The organism is Phytobacter sp. MRY16-398 (assembly GCF_003925915.1).
GTDB lineage: Bacteria > Pseudomonadota > Gammaproteobacteria > Enterobacterales > Enterobacteriaceae > Phytobacter > Phytobacter diazotrophicus.
The window spans coordinates 5,079,607-5,096,581 of the sequence record NZ_AP018756.1 but is presented as its reverse complement, the minus strand read 5'-3'; the positions used below and the strand labels follow the sequence as shown (position 1 = coordinate 5,096,581).

Here is a 16,975-nt window from a genome sequence, read left to right as displayed (position 1 = left end):
TAATTGCGATGTAACATAGCTGCAATTGTAGTGTCATCTTTATACAGATTTATTCGGAATTGGTTTAGAAAGATTTAAGTATGACCGCTGTCGCTTTCTTTATGGAGAGGGAAGGTACGCAGGTAAAAGGCAGGCGCCGCGTCTGGGCCCGTGGGGCGACAAACGCGACGTTTTTTAACTCAGGAGAGGAAGTTTACGCCCTGTTTCAGGACAATGTCACAGGCTTTGGTTTTCACTTTCTCCGCCAGCGGCGTGCTGCCAATATTGTTCAGATTGAGCTGCTCGCCGTTTTTGGTGTTTAACATTCCCTGCAGGCCTTCAAGATAGTTAGTGTCTTTCTGCTGTTCTGTCTGGGAATTCAGGCCAAGCTTATCCAGCACCTGATTTTTAATGTTATCCGTGTTAGTCAGTGAGGCGAGCTTATGTTTGGCACAGTAAGACATTACGCCTGCTGCATTATTCATGGTGCTTGAGCTGAGTGACTGGTTGCCACCGTTGAGCAGGCCCGTCAATGAAGACAGGGACATACCACCTTGTTGCTGACCGCCAGAACCGCTCTGCTGGCTAAGCTGGCTGGCTGCGCTGGAAAGACTGTCCTGCCAGGAAGAGGCATAACTGGCGTGAGTGAAAAACGCACCGCCGGCGAAGGCGACGCAGAGAAGGTGTTTAGCAAAGGACATGGCGTAATCCTGGGGTGGCCTGAAAGCGCATATTATACACCTGCCCGCGTCCGGATTAAGGAGTGGAAAACTCTCAATACTCTTTGCCGGTGACGCGGCTACGGTAGCTGTCCCAGTTAAAAATGACCCACAAACTGTTGCCCAGGCGCATCCTGTCCATGACACGCTCGCCCAGGAGCTTGTTCATCTCTTCCAGATTGCTGTTGGTGAGCATACCTGTCGGGCGTTTTGAGGAAGATCGACGATCGACAATCTGATTAATGATCACTTTTTCGTAGCGTGATTCGGTTTGCATGCCGATCTCATCGATAACCAGCAGATCCACGCTGCTCAGATCGTTAAGCAGTTGTTCTTCGCTGTTATCACGGTTACCAAATGTCTCTTTCATGGCGGACATGATGTCAGCGACCGTGATAATCAACACGGATTTGCCGTGCAGTAGCAGTTCATTGCAGATAGCGGCCGCGAGGTGGTTTTTACCGGTACCCGGTTTGCCGGAGAAGATAAAGCTGGCAATATTTCCATCAAACTCAGCCACATACTGCCGCGCCTGGCTCAGTGCGCGCATCTGGCCTTCGCATTCCACTTTGTAATTATCGAAAGAGCAGTTCTGGTGAAGCGGACGGATACCTGAGCGATTAAACGTGCGCTGCATTTTCATCGCCCGATTTTCGCGGGCAATCGCGGCGGCGCGGATCTTACCCTGTTCCTTCTGCCAGGCCATAAGTTCCTCGCCGTTTTTAAACGCGGGCTGAGTATTGGCAGGCATCATCCGTTGCAGACGTTTCATCAGTTCAGCGACGTTTTTCATCGTTATCCTCTAAAACCTGGTGGAATTTGGCTGTCAGGCTGGGAAATCGCGTTAATGTCGCGTTTCGCCGTGCCGCCCTGATTGGCGCGATTTATCTGGAGGCTTCGCGCCAGTTTTTGCTGCCATTGCACATGGTGGAACACTTTCCCTTCGGCTTGCCAGTAGGCAATAAACGCCGCCAGCTCTTCCGGCGCAACGGGGTGGGCAAGGGCGATGCCCCATAGCGCCGCAAGGCGTTGAAAATCCGCATCCGGCAGCCAGCCCGCATACATGGCAAATTTCCCCATAGGAACATTTACCGGTGCGGCGGCTGGCTCTTCATAGAACTGGTTATCCAGCGTGATATCACTGGCCGGACGCGCCAGACGTGACTCCAGCGCCAGCAATTCTGCCAGACGTTCGGGGGTAATGGCGTAAAACGCAGGGCTGTTATTGGCAAAAACAGCGACTGCGCCCCCTTCCGTTCGCGCCAGAACGCTTTCGTGATCGCGCATAAAATCATCAATGCCGATAACTGTAGAAGTCAGAATTCTGGAAGACATAGCGCGTTCTCAAACAGGGCAATAACAGAAAGACGTTCTGCGAAGATTTTCGCAGACATAATGACACATAGTAACACAGTGGAGGCGTGGGGGAGCAGAGACGAAAAAGCCGGGTTGCCCCGGCTGTGTGTTTTCCCAATGGTGCTGGCTGCCGGATCTTTGGCTAATGCCCGTCCGGCTTAGTATTACGCGATGATGTTTAACGTAACATCGACGTTGCCACGAGTGGCGTTAGAATAAGGGCAGACAATATGGGCGGCATCGACCAGTTTCTTCGCCTCTGCGGCATCCATTCCTTCCAGGTGGATATTGAGTTTGACCTCAATCCCAAACCCGGTCGGTAGCGGACCGATACCCACTTCTGCTTCGATAAAGGCGTCTTTTGCAATTGCGATCTTGTCGCGACCAGAGACGAACTTCATCGCACCCAGGAAGCAGGCTGAATAACCTGCGGCAAACAGTTGCTCCGGGTTGGTGACTTCACCGCCTGCGCCACCCATCTCTTTCGGTAAACCCAGTTTGACGTCCAGTACGCCGTCAGAAGAGGTTGCGCGACCTTCACGGCCACCGGTGGCTTTGGCTTTGGCGGTATAAATCACTTTTTCTAAAGACATAACAGGTTCCTTTTCATAACTGTCGTTTACTATAAAATAGCACGCTATATATATGGTCGCATAAAACCGTCCACAGTCGGGCTTATGCTTGCTGAAACTGTTGGCGCAATACTTCGAGCTGCTGTTTTAGCTCCATCAGATGCTTGTGGTCACAATCGAACGAGCACATGACCGCATTCGGTATCGCTTTTGCCTGTTGTTGCAATTCCCGACCTGCCTCGCTCAGGGTAATGACGACCTGGCGTTCATCCTGGCGGGAACGTTGGCGAATAATAAACCCGGCGCTTTCCAGCCGCTTCAACAGCGGGGTAAGTGTTGCCGAATCCAGAAATAAGCGTTCACCAATCTCCGACACCGTGACGTCATCTTGTTCCCACAACACCAGCATCACCAGATATTGCGGGTAGGTCAGATTCATCGGTGCCAGTAACTGCCGATACAGCTTATGCAGCGCCAGGTTTGTTGAGTACAACGCAAAACAAAACTGGTTATCTAACGCGAGCTGCGCATTCGCGGGTTCAGTTGATTTCGTTTTCATGTTTCTGAATATAGATAGTGCACGATTTAATTGCAAGTTATTTTTTTAGGGGCAGATATAACGCAGTACAACTTGTACCGCCATCCGGCGATAATGCTGACGTTGTTGCTGTTGATCTTCATCCGCTTCGAAGAGCATGGAGAATGAATAACTATTGGCAACGTAATGAAAACTAAAGCTACTGATCAGTCGATGCAGGTCGCGCGCGCAGACACTTTGGTTGAATAACTGCTTTTGCTGACCACGACGCAAAATATCTTCCAGCAGCGTCAGGGCGCTGAGGTTGACATCCCGCAGCCAGGCCGATTGCTGAATGAAGCGGCCGCGTTGCATGTTCTCCATGCAGATGATGCGAATAAAATCGGGGTGGTCGGCGTGGTAATCGAAGCTACTTTCTACTAACTGTACCAGCGCCTCGACAGGCGGCAGGGTGGCGAGTTCGAGGGATTTTTCGTTGGCGCGAATAGCGGCATAAACATACTCGATAACCTGCAAATACAGGTTTTCTTTGGTTTTATAGTGGTACACCACCATGCGCTTTGTGGTGCCGGCTTTTTCAGCGATTTGCTCCATGCGGGCGCCATTGAGCCCATATTCCGCAAACAGTGTAATCGCGCTGAGGAAAATTTTGTCCTTCACTCGGGTATCGTCAAAACTGTCCGGTGAATAAATGCCATGGTGTTCCACATCCGCTCCTCGTCAGTCACAATCGGTTCGGGGGATTATCACCATGGCAAAGAAATAACTCAAATTTCACACGCGCGGGCGTTTGCGGTAGATCCACAGGCCGGGGATAGACAGGCCGATTGAGAGCGCGCCGACAATCGACGACGCTTTGAGAAAATTGGTCAGCAAAAGAATCATCAGGTCTTCGTTATAACCGAGGTGACTGATCTTTACGGCGGAGATCATTGCGGTATAGGCTGATATCCCCGGAAACATGGGGATTACTGCGGCAACCGTAAAGACTTTTGGATGCGCGAGATACCAGCGTGACCAGTGAATCCCAATACTGCCGACCAACATCGAGGCGATAAATGTCGACCACTCGATGTTAAAGCCCCAGGAGACCATGGCGAAGCGCGTACCGTGACCAATTGCGCCGAGCAGAGCGCACCAGGGCAGGGCGCGATGCGGAACGTTAAACACCATTGCAAAGCCTACGGCCGGAATGGCAGCCAGCAACATGTCTTGTATCAGATTAAGCAAAAACCAGATTACATCCATCCGCGCAGCCCCCACATGGTCATAGCCAAAACGACACCAATACAGGTAGCGAGTGTTAACAGGCTGGCGATAGCCCAGCGTGCGAGGCCAGTATTGATATGGCCTTTAAACATATCTGCGACGGAATTAATCAGCGGGAAGCCGGGGACCAGCAATAAGACACTTGCGGCCATAGCGACCGTAGGCGTATGCAGGAAAACCGGTAGCGTGAGCATAAGCCCGGAAATGGTGGTCGCCACGAATGCGGTGATGCAGAAATTGATTTGCGGGTGCATATGACGGTTCGCCAGCAACAGTCGGACGTACATCGCCATACTGCTGGCGCAGAACGTGATAAACGCGCCATCCCAGCCGCCATTGTTAAGCCGACAAAAACAGGCGCAGGACAGGCCAACCATCACCGTGACCAGCCAGCGTGGGTAACGAAGGGGTTTTACCTGAGAAAAACGCTTTTCGACATCTTTGGCGTCCAGCAATTTATGTTCTGTCATGATGACAATATGCTGAACCTCAGTCACCACATGCATATTGATGCCGCGATCGCTATTTTTTCGGGTTGATGTCAGGCACTGGCCATCTTTAATGGTGGTCAGCACAATGGCGTTTGATGAGATGGAGCTTTCGACGCTATCCATGCCCAGCGCCAGTCCGAGGCGCGTGGATAATTCATCTACCAGTGCGCTTTCCGCACCGTGTTGCAATAAAAAAAGGCCGCATTGGATACACAAACGTGTAATGGCGCGTTGTGATGACTGGTCTTCTTGCATGATAGCCCTGGTAATGTTGCACAAGGTCCACAAGGCGTGGCACGAAAAGGTAATTTTTAGCACAGGAGGCCCTGTGTATGGCGTGGTGATAGATCAAGATTCGCGCAATAAATCACAAAATGGTGCGGTTTTGCTGCTCGCTGGCAGGATTGTGCGCCGTTTTCAGAAAGGGGAAGGGGAACCTATGCCAGACGAGAGATAAAAAGATAGATTCATTTTTCTGGTGTATTTATTTTCAATAAATATATATTTTGTGATTAATTAATTTATGTTTCTCTTTTTATCTTCTACAGAGTACGTAGCAGGTATCATTATTGGCTTGTTAGATATATTGACACCCCATTAAGCTGTTTTTATAATCACTAATTGTTACAACCGAATATTGACAAACACTCTCGTCATATTTTCATTTTATATTTATTAATGGGTGGTATCCGCTGACACGGTGGTTGGCGTTATTAGTAAATATTCACATAACTTATTTTATAAGGCTCGCGAATGGATGCGGAGGTTACATGTTATCGAGAAGCTGTAAATATGGGATAGTTGTCAGTAAAATTCCCGTAATGACTGTTGGGCTGGGGGACATTCTGGAACGTCATTTCCCCGAATATGAATTAACTTTTTGCCGCTCTTTAGAATAGATAACACTATTACAGTTACGCCGCGCCTCTCTGGTCATCGCAGATCTTTCTGGTGAGCAGCGTCAGATGCGCAATGCCTGTGAACAATATTATTCCCTTCTTTCTCAATACACTGATATCCATTGGATATTCTTTGTTTCACGTACGATTTATCCCATGGCCGTTGAATTACTGATGCGACCTTGTAGCACCTTACTTTCAGACAGAGAACCGGTGGACGGTGTTATTAATGCTATTCGCGCTGGTGATGAAAGTGCAGAAAGAATTAGCCAGACTTTATTATCAGCAGATTTCTTTGACGCAGATGAGGCTGTAAATAAGCTGGAGTCATTAACGCTTTCTGAGCGAAAGGTATTCCGTCTGTTGGGTAAAGGGTGGGGTATTAATCAAATTGCGATGCTACTTAAAAAAAGCAATAAAACAATTAGCGCGCAAAAAAACAGTGCCATGCGTCGGCTGTCATTACGGAGTAATGCGGAAATGTATGCATGGATTAATAGTGCGCAGGGGGCTAAAGAGCTGAATCTTGTGTCGGCGTATGGAGAGCAATCAGAATGGAAATCAGTGCCGGGAAAAAGCATGTTGCCGTCATCGAGAGATGCATGATGAGTGAGGCTGGCCTGCGCCATCTGTTCGCATCGCCAGCCATGAAATCATATCACTTTCATTTTTTTAACAGTCACAAAGCATTTGTTGAAGCGCAGAAAAAGACGCCTTTCTTTTCAGTTATTTATTCGCTATCAAGTATGCGAGAGCTCCGACGGGAATGTCTGCTTTGCTTGCATGCGTTGTCACTGACAAACCCGGGCATCCAGCGGATCGTACTGGCGGATGACGATCGCGAAGCGCGCCTTGTCAGCCGTCTTTCTCCGTCACGATTGCATGGCGTTTTAAGTAAATCAGCTTCGTTACCCATTTTACTTGGGCACATTTGTACCCTGTTGGGGGAGACCCGCCGTGTCAATGAAAACGTGGTCAATCACTGGTATGTCAGCCAAAACCGCACGTTGAGTCCGACTGAGCGCGCCATTTTGCAATGTATGACGCGTGGTTTGTCGATGCCGGAGATAGCCGTACATCTGGAGCGCAACATTAAGACCATCCGGGCGCATAAATTTAACGCCATGGCTAAGTTAGGGGTGAATTCCGATGTGGGGCTGCTGAATGCGGCAGATATTTTAACCTGGGTTCCTGCCGCAGCAGCATTGAAGGGGGCTCAATCCTTAGCATAACCCGTTTACTCAGTGCCAGGTTCGCCTGGCACTGCCTTGATTACTCACAAACATCAATCCATTTTGCGTCTGTTAATTGCGCCATGCGCTCCGGGGAAATACGCACTGCGCTATGGATGGCACCCGCTGCCGGAAGTACTTCCTCGTAGTGTTTCAATGAAACATCACAATAAACAGCCAACGGGTTTTCCAGCCCGAACGGACAGACACCGCCAACCGGATGGCCGGTAAGGGTGACCACTTCATCACTACTGAGCATTCTCGCTTTCGCACCGAAGGTGGACTTCAGCTTTTTGTTGTCCAGGCGGGCATCGCCTTTTGCGACAACTAACACCACGTCGTTTTTGATTTTGAGAGATAACGTTTTGGCTATCTGACCGGGTTCAACATTATGGGCAGCGGCAGCCAGTGCGACGGTTGCGGTACTTTGGTTGAGCTCGATGATGTCAATATCGGGGGCGTGTTCGGCAAAAAATTGCCTGACAGACTGCAAACTCATTTTCTTCTCCTGAACATAACCTTCAATAATCTGTCACAACCCTGTGATCCCTGTAAATATCTTGTCAAAACAATCCCGTTACCACGCGTTTCACGATCACCTTCACAATCGTGGAAACCGGTTTCAGTAACCGGTTGCAGTGTTTTTCATCGGGGTTAATACTGATTTTGTCACTTCCTCTGTCCCGATAATCAATAAGAGCCGTCTATGAAACGTATCCTGCTTCGCTGTAATGCTGGTTCGTTAGCCAGCATGGTCTTAAACCCTACAAATGGATTGCTGCACGGCAGAACATTCGCTGTTGCGCTGAATTATATAGACTGACAGGAGAGCCGCTATGTCTGCCAACCATGCAGTGTTTAACGTGATTTTTCGCTTCATCGAAAACTACGTCAGCCCTATAGCCGGGCGGATTTCTTCCCAGCGTCATGTCATGGCCATCCGTGATGGTTTCATTTCGGCCATGCCGTTTATGATAGTCGGTTCTTTCCTGCTGGTCTTCGCCTATCCGCCGTTTTCGCCTGACACGACGTGGGGCTTCGCCCGTGCGTGGCTCGATCTGGCAAAGCAGTATGAAGGGCGTATCCTGACGCCGTTCGACATGACGATGGGCATTATGTCTATCTACATCTGTGCGGCCATCGCCTATAACCTGGGCAAGCATTATGTGAAGTCGCATCAGCTCGATCCCTTTATGTGCGCCATGCTGTCGCTGATGGCCTTTTTACTGGTTGCGGCACCCAAAACCAACGGCACATTACCGGTAGATAGCCTGGGGGGAACCGGGATTTTTACCGCGATTCTGGTCGCCGTGTACTGTGTGGAGATGATGCGTTTCCTCAAGGCGCACAATATCGGCATCCGCTTGCCGGATCAGGTGCCGCCGATGATCAAAAACTCATTTGACCTGTTGATTCCGGTGCTGGTGGTTGTGTTGACGCTCTATCCGCTGAGTCTTCTTATTCAGTCACATTTCAATGTATTAATTCCGCAAGCCATTATGGCGCTCTTTAAGCCACTGGTGTCGGCTGCGGATTCACTGCCTGCGATTTTACTGGCGGTGCTAATCGGACATTTACTGTGGTTTGCCGGGATTCATGGAGCGGCGATTGTGTCTGGCATGCTGCAAATGTTCTGGCTGACTAACCTGGGGCTGAACCAGACGGCACTTGCGCAGGGGGCGCCGTTACCGCACATCTTTATGGAGGCCTTCTGGACATTCTTTATCGTTATTGGGGGGTCCGGTGCAACCATGGGGCTGGTGTTCTGCTATCTGCGCAGCCGCTCGGTGCATCTACGCTCCATTGGCCGTTTGAGTATTGTCCCCAGTATGTTCAATATTAACGAGCCGGTTATTTTCGGTACGCCGATTGTCATGAACCCGGTGTTCTTTATTCCTTTCCTTCTGGCGCCGTTAGTGAACGCCATTATTGCCTGGGCGGCGATGAAAATGGATCTGATTGGACGCGTGATTTCTGTCGTTCCGTGGACCGCTCCTGCACCTATTGGCGGGGCGTGGGCGCTGGGCTGGGATTTCCGTGCCGCCGTGCTTGTCGTTATCCTCGCGGTTATCTCCGCCATCATTTACTACCCGTTCTTTAAAGTGTACGAGAAACAGTTACTGGAACAGGAAGCGGAAGAGGCGCAACGCGCAGAAGAAGGCCAGCAAGTGGCCTAAATAAAAGCAAAAAGGCAACGAACGTTGCCTTTTTAGTATTTACGTTCTCTCCCTGTGGCAGAGGGCCGGGGTGAGAGCATCAAGCCGCACAACTTCACAAGCGTGAGGTATCTGGTCGCATGACGCTATTTTTTTAGTGTGCAGTCTCCGCATTGCTGGACATCCGGCAAGCGATATCGCTGGCAGCAAGTACGTCTGACCAGCGCACCATCACGGGTGACGACAGTCCGCCATAAAGGGTTGTCGTTACCGCTCGAAAGCTGCTTCTCGAAGAAGCAGAACTGGCGCAGCGCGGTGACCCGTTCATCGCCCAGCAAAGGCTTCATTTCGCCCAGACACCAGTTAATCAGATAACCCGTATTGCTCCAGATAAGCTTACCGTTGATCTCGCCGGTCGCTTCCAGTGCCGCTACGACGGGGGCCATCGCCCGAACGATTAATGCCTCAATACGCGGGATGTCACCCTGCGCCGTCAGAGCCTCATCCCGCTCTACATCCATCCAGAAGCAGGCGGCACGGCCAGTTTCATGAAACTCGACATGCAGATGCTCCGGGGAAAGATCCAGCGCAATTTTTTGCGTTAATAAGGCTACCAGCAGCGGCGGCACCATCAGGCCGAGGTACCACTGTGCCCATAATGACAGAAGCGGTTTGCCTTCATACGGCAGCGTCGGCTGCTTTTGGTAGATATGGTTTGTGTAAGTTGTCAGCAGTGATTGCAGATGATCCGGTCGCGCCCATTCCGCCAGCGTTAGCGCCTGTTGTGGCGGAAGTTCGTTCAGCTTGATGAAATCGAGAAGATGAGGGCGCAGGCGAGCAAGGATATCGCGCACCTCATTCGCCAGGGTGTCGCTCTCAGTAAAAAGCCTCGCCTGACGGATCACAAATTCATTAACGGGTGCGTAACGATAAGCCATAGTGTCAGAAAGATAGAAATCTAAATGATAATGATTTCCAATCCTAGCCAGAGGCCAGGCCTATAGCAAGATGTTTATCGTAAAGTCAGCCTGGACAGGCCGAATTATGCGACCTGGACCTGTAAGTCGCTGCTGACGAGAATACTGTTCCGTCCCTGGTGTTTGGCTTCGTACAGTGCTTTATCTGCTTTATCGAGTGCGTCTTCAATGTCGCCATCTTCCAGCGGGGCAATGCCAATGCTCACAGTGACGTTCGTCGCGACACTCTCATTAAACATATGGGGGATCTTCAGGTCGTAAACATGCTGACGAATCCGTTCCGCTGCAACACGAGCACGTTCCAGATCAACGCTGTTTAATAAGATCAGGAATTCTTCGCCGCCAAAGCGGGCGACAATATCTCTGGATCGCACGGCATTACGAATGGCGGCAGAAACGCGAATTAACGCCTGATCACCCATCATATGACCGTAGTGATCGTTGTAGGCTTTGAAGTGGTCGATATCCAGCAGTAGGACAAAACGCGTACCGTCATCAAGTGCCAGCAGATTATCGAGCTTGTTTTGCAGACCACGTCGGTTGTAGAGCCCCGTAAGCGGATCCAGCATACTTAAATCGTTCAGCGTTTTGCGCTCCTGCATCAGGCGATACATCAAAGCCTGTGAGAAGTTGTCGTTACGCTTTTGAATCACATGCTGAATAGCAATCCCGATCATGGGCAGAGCAAAAGCGTAGACAATCCGCAATGTTATTTCACCGCTGCTTAACAAGACGCACCCCATGAAAGCAGGTAAAGAGTGCAGCATAAATGCGATGATATTATTAGAGAAAGCGAGCGAGCCAATAAATAAAACACTTAATAGGGCGATAAGTAGATAGGTTGAACCATTATCTCCTAATGCTGCGGATTTAATAATGATATCCCACGCCCACATACAGCCAAATAAAAACGAGATCAGCGTTATATTTATTTTCTTTTTTGGAAATTTCCAGTGACCGAACAAGCCAGCAAGGCTTGAGCCCAGGATCAGGCATACGGGCAATGTAAACGCATGCAGGTTATAAAGTGGCAGTGCGATAGAAAAAAGAGCCGAGATGGTATTAAGTAGCAAGAAGAGTCGCACGGATAAGCGATATTTCTTGTTACAAAGGGATTGCCAGGAGTGTGGTGTCATATTTAAAAAAGTCGTTATTAATCTGCAATGTATAATTGAACTGGTTGCCAAACTGAAAAATAACGCGAAGAAAGATTACCGCGAAAAAAGCAATTTTTTAGATTTAATTAAGTGGTGCTTAATTTATCACCTTCGTGAATCCCTGTCACCAGAAGATGCGTAAAGTTCATACCGATTCGCTAAGGCAGGCTGACAAATGAGAAAAAATATCATATGATATTGGTTATCATTATCGTTGTGAGAGTCTAAAGCATGTTGCAACGCGCACTGGGTAGTGGATGGGCTATCTTGTTGTCAGGGGTTATCGTCGCGGTGATGGCCTTTGCGGATCTTTCCGTGGGTGCCTGGCGCTCGGTGATTGTCATTGGCTTGTTGCTAACGTCCGCGATGCTTTATCACAAAAGATTACGTCATTTTGTTTTACTGCCGTCAGGGATTGCGCTTGTCGGGGGAATAATGCTGGTGATGCTGAATTTGAAGCTGATGATGTAACAGGAAGGTCATACAGGGAGGCTGTAAGATATTTGGTGCGAGGGGGGGGACTCGAACCCCCACATCCAAAGGACACTAACACCTGAAGCTAGCGCGTCTACCAATTCCGCCACCTTCGCACATCTATCTTACTGTTTTGATATCGCCTCGTTGGTGCGAGGGGGGGGACTCGAACCCCCACATCCAAAGGACACTAACACCTGAAGCTAGCGCGTCTACCAATTCCGCCACCTTCGCCCGGTGAGAGCAATATCAACGTGGATTATGGTGCGAGGGGGGGGACTCGAACCCCCACATCCAAAGGACACTAACACCTGAAGCTAGCGCGTCTACCAATTCCGCCACCTTCGCATACCATCGATACCCAATAAGTATCGTTACCACGGAGGCGCATTCTAGATGTTTTCCAGGTTTCGTCAATAGTTAATTGCGTGTCGATTTTATAACTGCTTTAAAAACCAACACCTGGAATTTGCTGCGGAATTGCCCGGTAACGAAATGCTACCGGGCCGGAAAAGATCAGCGTTTTGCCTGACGAGTCATCACGGTACGGTAGACTTTAAAACGCCCTGTTTGCGCGATCACTTCGTGGAAACCAAAGGTTTCGTCCAGCACCGCCGGGTAGGGCAGGAAGGCGTTAGCGACGATACGCAGCTCGCCGCCACTGTTCAGATGACGCACCGCGCCGCGAATCAGCGTTTGCGCGGCTTCCAGGCTGGTTTGCAGGCCATCGTGGAAAGGCGGATTTGAGATGATCATATCGAAACGGCCCGTCACCTCAGAGAAGACATTGCTGGCAAAAACGTCACCTTCAAAGCCATTCGCCGCGAGGGTTGCTCGGCTGGCTTCAATAGCCGGCGCCGAGACATCGCACAGAGTCAGACGTACTTTCGGCGAGTGGCTGGCCAGTACGGCTGCCAGTACACCCGCGCCACAGCCCACATCCAGTACCTTGCCCTTAGTATGCGGGGTCAGCGTAGAGAGCAACAACTGGCTACCCACATCCAGACCGTCGCGGCTAAAGACGCCCGGCAGCGTTTTAATAGACAACCCGTCCAGGTGATATTCATCCCAGAATGCCTGAGCATCAAACGTTGGTTGTTTTTCCAGACGTCCATGATAAAGCCCGCAGCGACGCGCACTGTCGACTTTGTTCAGCGGCGCAAACTCCGCCAGCATTTGTTCCGCACTGCGAACGCCGCTGCGGTTTTCGCCAACAACAAAAATATCCGTGCCAACCGGCAGCAGCGACAGCAGATTCATTAACTGAAACTGTGCTTCCGGCTTATTCTTCGGCCAGTAGTAAATCAGTGTATCGCTCTCGCCAGTGGCAGCCTTGTCAAGCGTAAGCCCGAAAACGGCCTTGTCACCCATCTGACGGCTGAGTGTCTGCCACTGATGGTACTGTTGAGTCCAGGCGCGGCTTTCAACCGACTCCAGCCTTGCAGGCAGGTCATCCTGTAAATCACCGGCAAAAAGAATGCGGCTCTGTTCGAAATCGTCACTGTGGCGCAGCAAGACTTCACTTGCCGGAGTTAAAGCAGACATGAATGGTTCCTCATTAAACTTAGGCGGGGATTATACACGTTATCCTTCACGCTGCCTCTTTGTTGGCAGCGTCTTCGTACCCCGGTCACTTACTTATGTAAGCTCCCGGGGATACTCATCCTTGCCGCCTCGACGCATCATGAATGATTTTGTGTATGACAACGTTATCCTTCACGCTGCCTCTTAGTTGGCAGCGTCTACACCTCATTAATGCCTTTAATAGAGACAGAGAGAGGACAGAGACCAGATGGCGAAAATTCGTCGGGTTTGTTATATTTGCGCGCCTGACAGACAGGAGTGTTTCGCTATGACTTCCCGACGCGACTGGCAATTACAGCAACTGGGCATCACCCAGTGGTCCCTGCGCCGTCCGACGGCGCTGCAAGGAGAAATCGCAATTTCCCTACCCGCGCACATCCGGTTAGTGATGGTAGCTCCTGATCTTCCTGCATTGACTGAGCCGCTTGTTGGCGATGTGCTGCGTGCGCTTGCCGTCAGTCCGGATCAGGTTTTACAGCTCACCCCGGACAGGGTAGAGATGTTACCGCCGGACAGTACTTGCAACAGTTGGCGGCTGGGCATTGACGCGCCCCTCTCGCTCAAGGGGGCGCAGGTAACGACGCCTGGCCTCGATGAACTACGTGGCAACCCTGCGGCACGCGCCGCGCTATGGCGACAAATTTGCAATTATGAACACGATTTCTTCCCTCACGACGACTGATTTAGCCCGCGCATACGAGATCGAAACCCGGGCGCACGCGTTTCCCTGGAGTGAGAAGACCTTCGCCAGTAACCAGGGCGAGCGCTACCTTAATTACCGTTTACTGGTGGGTGATGTGATGGCGGCTTTCGCCATTACTCAGGTGGTGCTGGATGAAGCCACCCTCTTTAATATTGCCGTCGATCCCGCCTGGCAACGTAAGGGGCTGGGTCGCCAGTTGCTTGAGCATCTGATCGGCGAACTGGAAAAACGTGGCGTGTTGACGCTGTGGCTGGAAGTGCGGGCCTCCAATACCGCTGCCATCGCGTTATATGAAAGCCTGGGGTTTAATGAGGCGACAATTCGCCGCAACTATTACCCCACAGCGCAAGGACGTGAAGACGCCATCATCATGGCGCTGCCAATTTAATAAATGAAAGGTGATGTAATGAAATGGGACTGGATCTTTTTTGACGCCGACGAAACGCTGTTTACCTTTGATTCGTTTGGTGGCCTGCAGCGAATGTTTCTGGATTACAGCGTGACATTTACTGCCGAGGATTTTAAAGATTATCAGGCCATTAACAAACCGTTGTGGGTGGAATATCAGAACGGTGCCATCACCGCACTACAATTACAGCATCAGCGCTTTCAGGGATGGGCGGAGCGTCTGCGCGTTGCGCCAGGCGACCTGAACAACGCGTTTCTCAATGCGATGGCAGAGATTTGCGCACCGTTGCCGGGGGCGGTTTCGCTCCTGTCGGCGTTAAAAGGGAAAGTGAAGCTTGGCATTATCACCAATGGTTTTACCGCACTGCAGCAGACGCGTCTGGAACGTACCGGTTTTCGCGACTACTTTGATTTATTGGTGATTTCTGAGCAGGTCGGCGTGGCGAAACCCGATCCGCGTATTTTCGACTACGCGCTGGAACAGGCACAAAATCCGGACCGTTCGCGGGTGTTGATGGTTGGCGATACCGCTGAATCGGATATCCTGGGCGGCATTAATGCGGGGCTTTCCACCTGCTGGCTGAACGCTAACGGCCGCGCGTTGCCCGAGGGGATCAACCCGACCTGGACCGTGACATCGTTAACCGAACTGGAGCAACTCCTGTGTAAACATTAATTGTCTGCACTCAGCCGTTGAGTACAATAGCCGCATTTTTCGAATTTCATAGCGTGGCCGAGGCCGCGCATTTTCACAGAAGAATTTTACTATGACGTTGTCTCCTTATTTACAAGAGGTGTCGAAGCGACGCACGTTCGCCATCATCTCGCACCCCGATGCCGGTAAAACCACGATCACTGAAAAAGTGTTGTTGTTCGGACAGGCTATCCAGACTGCCGGTACGGTTAAAGGTCGCGGCTCTAACCAGCATGCAAAATCTGACTGGATGGAGATGGAAAAGCAGCGTGGTATTTCTATTACCACCTCTGTGATGCAGTTCCCTTACCATCACTGTCTGGTCAACCTGCTCGATACCCCCGGGCACGAAGACTTCTCCGAAGATACCTATCGTACGCTGACGGCGGTTGACTGCTGTCTGATGGTTATCGATGCCGCAAAAGGCGTTGAGGACAGGACCCGCAAGCTGATGGAAGTTACCCGTCTGCGCGATACGCCTATCATCACCTTTATGAACAAACTCGACCGTGACATCCGTGACCCGATGGAGCTGCTGGATGAAGTAGAAAACGAGCTGAAAATCGGCTGTGCGCCGATCACCTGGCCGATTGGCTGCGGTAAGTTGTTCAAAGGCGTTTACCACCTCTATAAAGATGAAACCTATCTGTACCAGACCGGTAAAGGCCATACGATCCAGGAAGTCCGCATCGTTAAAGGGCTGAATAACCCGGATCTTGACGCCGCTGTTGGTGAAGATCTGGCGCAGCAACTGCGCGACGAACTGGAACTGGTTCAGGGCGCCTCTAACGAGTTCGATAAAGACCTGTTCCTGGCAGGTGAAATCACGCCGGTCTTCTTTGGTACCGCGCTGGGTAACTTTGGCGTTGACCATATGCTGGATGGCCTGGTGGAATGGGCCCCTGCGCCGATGCCGCGTGCGACCGACACGCGTGAAGTGGAAGCGGCGGAAGAGAAATTCTCCGGCTTCGTCTTTAAAATTCAGGCCAACATGGACCCGAAACACCGCGACCGCGTGGCCTTCCTGCGCGTGGTATCGGGTAAATATGAAAAGGGCATGAAGCTTCGCCAGGTGCGTCTTGGCAAAGATGTGGTGATCTCTGATGCGTTAACCTTTATGGCTGGCGATCGCTCGCACGTTGAAGAGGCTTATCCGGGCGATATCATTGGCCTGCACAACCACGGCACCATCCAGATTGGCGACACCTTCACGCAGGGTGAAATGATGAAGTTCACCGGTATTCCGAACTTCGCGCCGGAACTGTTCCGCCGTATTCGTCTTAAAGATCCGTTGAAGCAGAAACAACTGCTCAAAGGGTTGGTTCAGTTGTCAGAAGAAGGTGCGGTTCAGGTCTTCCGTCCCATCGCTAACAACGATCTGATCGTCGGTGCAGTCGGCGTGCTGCAGTTCGACGTTGTCGTTTCGCGTCTTAAGAGCGAATACAACGTGGAAGCGGTCTATGAGTCCGTTAACGTCGCTACCGCCCGTTGGGTGGAGTGCAGCGATGTGAAGAAATTTGAAGAGTTCAAACGCAAAAACGAAGTACAACTGGCGCTCGATGGCGGCGATAACCTGACATACATTGCCCCAACGATGGTTAACCTGAACCTGGCGCGTGAGCGTTACCCTGACGTTCAGTTCCACCAGACCCGCGAACACTAATCTCCTCTACGGAGCGCGGCAGACGCCGTGCTCCGTCACTTTACCTGTCTTTTTAGCCCCTTGCGGAAAGTTCTTAAATAGCCGCATTTCTCTCTTCTCTGGTC

Annotated in this window: 19 protein-coding genes, 3 tRNA genes and 1 pseudogene; 8 read left to right on the top strand and 15 right to left on the bottom strand. The window is 50.9% G+C overall.

What is annotated here, in order from left to right:
* Positions 1-179: 179 nt before the first annotated feature.
* The 8 genes from MRY16398_RS24890 to MRY16398_RS24855 form a co-directional block, all read right to left on the bottom strand.
* Positions 180-680, bottom strand: coding sequence for a DUF2501 domain-containing protein (locus MRY16398_RS24890; protein WP_039078230.1), 501 nt, complete (start codon positions 678-680; stop codon positions 180-182).
* Between the two features lie 73 nt (positions 681-753).
* Positions 754-1,491: a DNA replication protein DnaC gene (dnaC, locus tag MRY16398_RS24885; protein ID WP_047371948.1), complete on the bottom strand. Its 738-nt coding sequence runs from the start codon at positions 1,489-1,491 to the stop codon at positions 754-756.
* A gap of 2 nt (positions 1,492-1,493) precedes the next feature.
* Positions 1,494-2,033 (bottom strand): primosomal protein DnaT, encoded by a 540-nt coding sequence (gene dnaT, locus MRY16398_RS24880; RefSeq protein ID WP_125125379.1) that lies wholly within the window; start codon positions 2,031-2,033, stop codon positions 1,494-1,496.
* Positions 2,034-2,218: 185 nt separating this feature from the next.
* A complete protein-coding gene (locus MRY16398_RS24875; RefSeq protein ID WP_039078233.1) occupies positions 2,219-2,647 on the bottom strand; it encodes an organic hydroperoxide resistance protein in 429 nt (142 codons plus the stop codon).
* An 82-nt stretch (positions 2,648-2,729) separates the two neighbouring features.
* Complete coding sequence (locus tag MRY16398_RS24870) at positions 2,730-3,185, bottom strand: MarR family winged helix-turn-helix transcriptional regulator (RefSeq protein ID WP_039078234.1); 456 nt, start codon at positions 3,183-3,185, stop codon at positions 2,730-2,732.
* 45 nt (positions 3,186-3,230) lie between these two features.
* Positions 3,231-3,872 carry a TetR family transcriptional regulator gene (locus MRY16398_RS24865; protein WP_071193580.1) on the bottom strand — a complete coding sequence of 214 codons (642 nt, stop codon included), beginning with the start codon at positions 3,870-3,872 and terminating at the stop codon, positions 3,231-3,233.
* A gap of 66 nt (positions 3,873-3,938) precedes the next feature.
* Complete coding sequence (locus tag MRY16398_RS24860) at positions 3,939-4,412, bottom strand: threonine/serine exporter (protein WP_039078235.1); 474 nt, start codon at positions 4,410-4,412, stop codon at positions 3,939-3,941.
* The gene (locus MRY16398_RS24855; protein WP_039078236.1) at positions 4,403-5,179 is read right to left on the bottom strand and encodes a threonine/serine exporter family protein; all 777 of its coding nucleotides are present in this window, start codon (positions 5,177-5,179) and stop codon (positions 4,403-4,405) included. Before MRY16398_RS24855 ends, MRY16398_RS24860 begins: the two co-directional genes overlap by 10 nt.
* Positions 5,180-5,694: 515 nt before the next feature.
* On the opposite strand from MRY16398_RS24855, the pseudogene MRY16398_RS24850 reads away from it, so the two are divergent.
* A pseudogene (locus MRY16398_RS24850) lies at positions 5,695-6,429 on the top strand (helix-turn-helix transcriptional regulator).
* The gene (gene bglJ, locus MRY16398_RS24845) at positions 6,429-7,055 is read left to right on the top strand and encodes a DNA-binding transcriptional activator BglJ (RefSeq protein WP_039078239.1); all 627 of its coding nucleotides are present in this window, start codon (positions 6,429-6,431) and stop codon (positions 7,053-7,055) included. The pseudogene MRY16398_RS24850 and the gene bglJ overlap by 1 nt, the downstream one beginning before the upstream one ends.
* A gap of 40 nt (positions 7,056-7,095) precedes the next feature.
* Here bglJ and MRY16398_RS24840 read toward each other — a convergent pair whose 3' ends face one another.
* Positions 7,096-7,554 (bottom strand): YbaK/EbsC family protein, encoded by a 459-nt coding sequence (locus MRY16398_RS24840; protein WP_039078240.1) that lies wholly within the window; start codon positions 7,552-7,554, stop codon positions 7,096-7,098.
* A 337-nt stretch (positions 7,555-7,891) separates the two neighbouring features.
* On the opposite strand from MRY16398_RS24840, the gene MRY16398_RS24835 reads away from it, so the two are divergent.
* Positions 7,892-9,232 (top strand): PTS sugar transporter subunit IIC, encoded by a 1,341-nt coding sequence (locus tag MRY16398_RS24835; protein ID WP_071193582.1) that lies wholly within the window; start codon positions 7,892-7,894, stop codon positions 9,230-9,232.
* Between the two features lie 125 nt (positions 9,233-9,357).
* Here MRY16398_RS24835 and fhuF read toward each other — a convergent pair whose 3' ends face one another.
* Complete coding sequence (gene fhuF, locus MRY16398_RS24830; RefSeq protein ID WP_125125378.1) at positions 9,358-10,149, bottom strand: siderophore-iron reductase FhuF; 792 nt, start codon at positions 10,147-10,149, stop codon at positions 9,358-9,360.
* Between the two features lie 104 nt (positions 10,150-10,253).
* Positions 10,254-11,324: a GGDEF domain-containing protein gene (locus MRY16398_RS24825; protein WP_071193583.1), complete on the bottom strand. Its 1,071-nt coding sequence runs from the start codon at positions 11,322-11,324 to the stop codon at positions 10,254-10,256.
* A gap of 252 nt (positions 11,325-11,576) precedes the next feature.
* Between MRY16398_RS24825 and MRY16398_RS24820 the strand changes: the two genes are divergently transcribed.
* Positions 11,577-11,816, top strand: a complete 240-nt coding sequence (locus MRY16398_RS24820; protein WP_039078244.1) for a DUF1435 domain-containing protein — start codon at positions 11,577-11,579, stop codon at positions 11,814-11,816.
* A gap of 33 nt (positions 11,817-11,849) precedes the next feature.
* On the opposite strand, the gene MRY16398_RS24815 is transcribed toward MRY16398_RS24820, so the two are convergent.
* The 4 genes from MRY16398_RS24815 to rsmC form a co-directional block, all read right to left on the bottom strand.
* Positions 11,850-11,935: transfer RNA gene (locus MRY16398_RS24815), tRNA-Leu, on the bottom strand.
* 32 nt (positions 11,936-11,967) lie between these two features.
* A tRNA-Leu gene (locus tag MRY16398_RS24810) sits at positions 11,968-12,053 on the bottom strand.
* Positions 12,054-12,081: 28 nt separating this feature from the next.
* Positions 12,082-12,167, bottom strand: a tRNA-Leu gene (locus tag MRY16398_RS24805).
* A gap of 168 nt (positions 12,168-12,335) precedes the next feature.
* The gene (gene rsmC / locus MRY16398_RS24800; RefSeq protein WP_079497306.1) at positions 12,336-13,364 is read right to left on the bottom strand and encodes a 16S rRNA (guanine(1207)-N(2))-methyltransferase RsmC; all 1,029 of its coding nucleotides are present in this window, start codon (positions 13,362-13,364) and stop codon (positions 12,336-12,338) included.
* 307 nt (positions 13,365-13,671) lie between these two features.
* Between rsmC and MRY16398_RS24795 the strand changes: the two genes are divergently transcribed.
* From MRY16398_RS24795 to prfC, 4 genes are all read left to right on the top strand, one after another.
* A complete protein-coding gene (locus tag MRY16398_RS24795) occupies positions 13,672-14,085 on the top strand; it encodes a DNA polymerase III subunit psi (protein ID WP_075203559.1) in 414 nt (137 codons plus the stop codon).
* Entirely contained in the window at positions 14,054-14,494 is a 441-nt protein-coding gene (gene rimI, locus MRY16398_RS24790) for a ribosomal protein S18-alanine N-acetyltransferase (protein WP_039078466.1), read from the top strand. The genes MRY16398_RS24795 and rimI overlap by 32 nt, the downstream gene beginning before the upstream one ends.
* Before the next feature lie 18 nt (positions 14,495-14,512).
* On the top strand, positions 14,513-15,190 hold the full coding sequence (yjjG, locus tag MRY16398_RS24785) for a pyrimidine 5'-nucleotidase (RefSeq protein WP_071193585.1): 678 nt from the start codon (positions 14,513-14,515) through the stop codon (positions 15,188-15,190).
* A 91-nt stretch (positions 15,191-15,281) separates the two neighbouring features.
* A complete protein-coding gene (gene prfC, locus MRY16398_RS24780; protein ID WP_039078247.1) occupies positions 15,282-16,871 on the top strand; it encodes a peptide chain release factor 3 in 1,590 nt (529 codons plus the stop codon).
* Positions 16,872-16,975 lie beyond the last annotated feature (104 nt).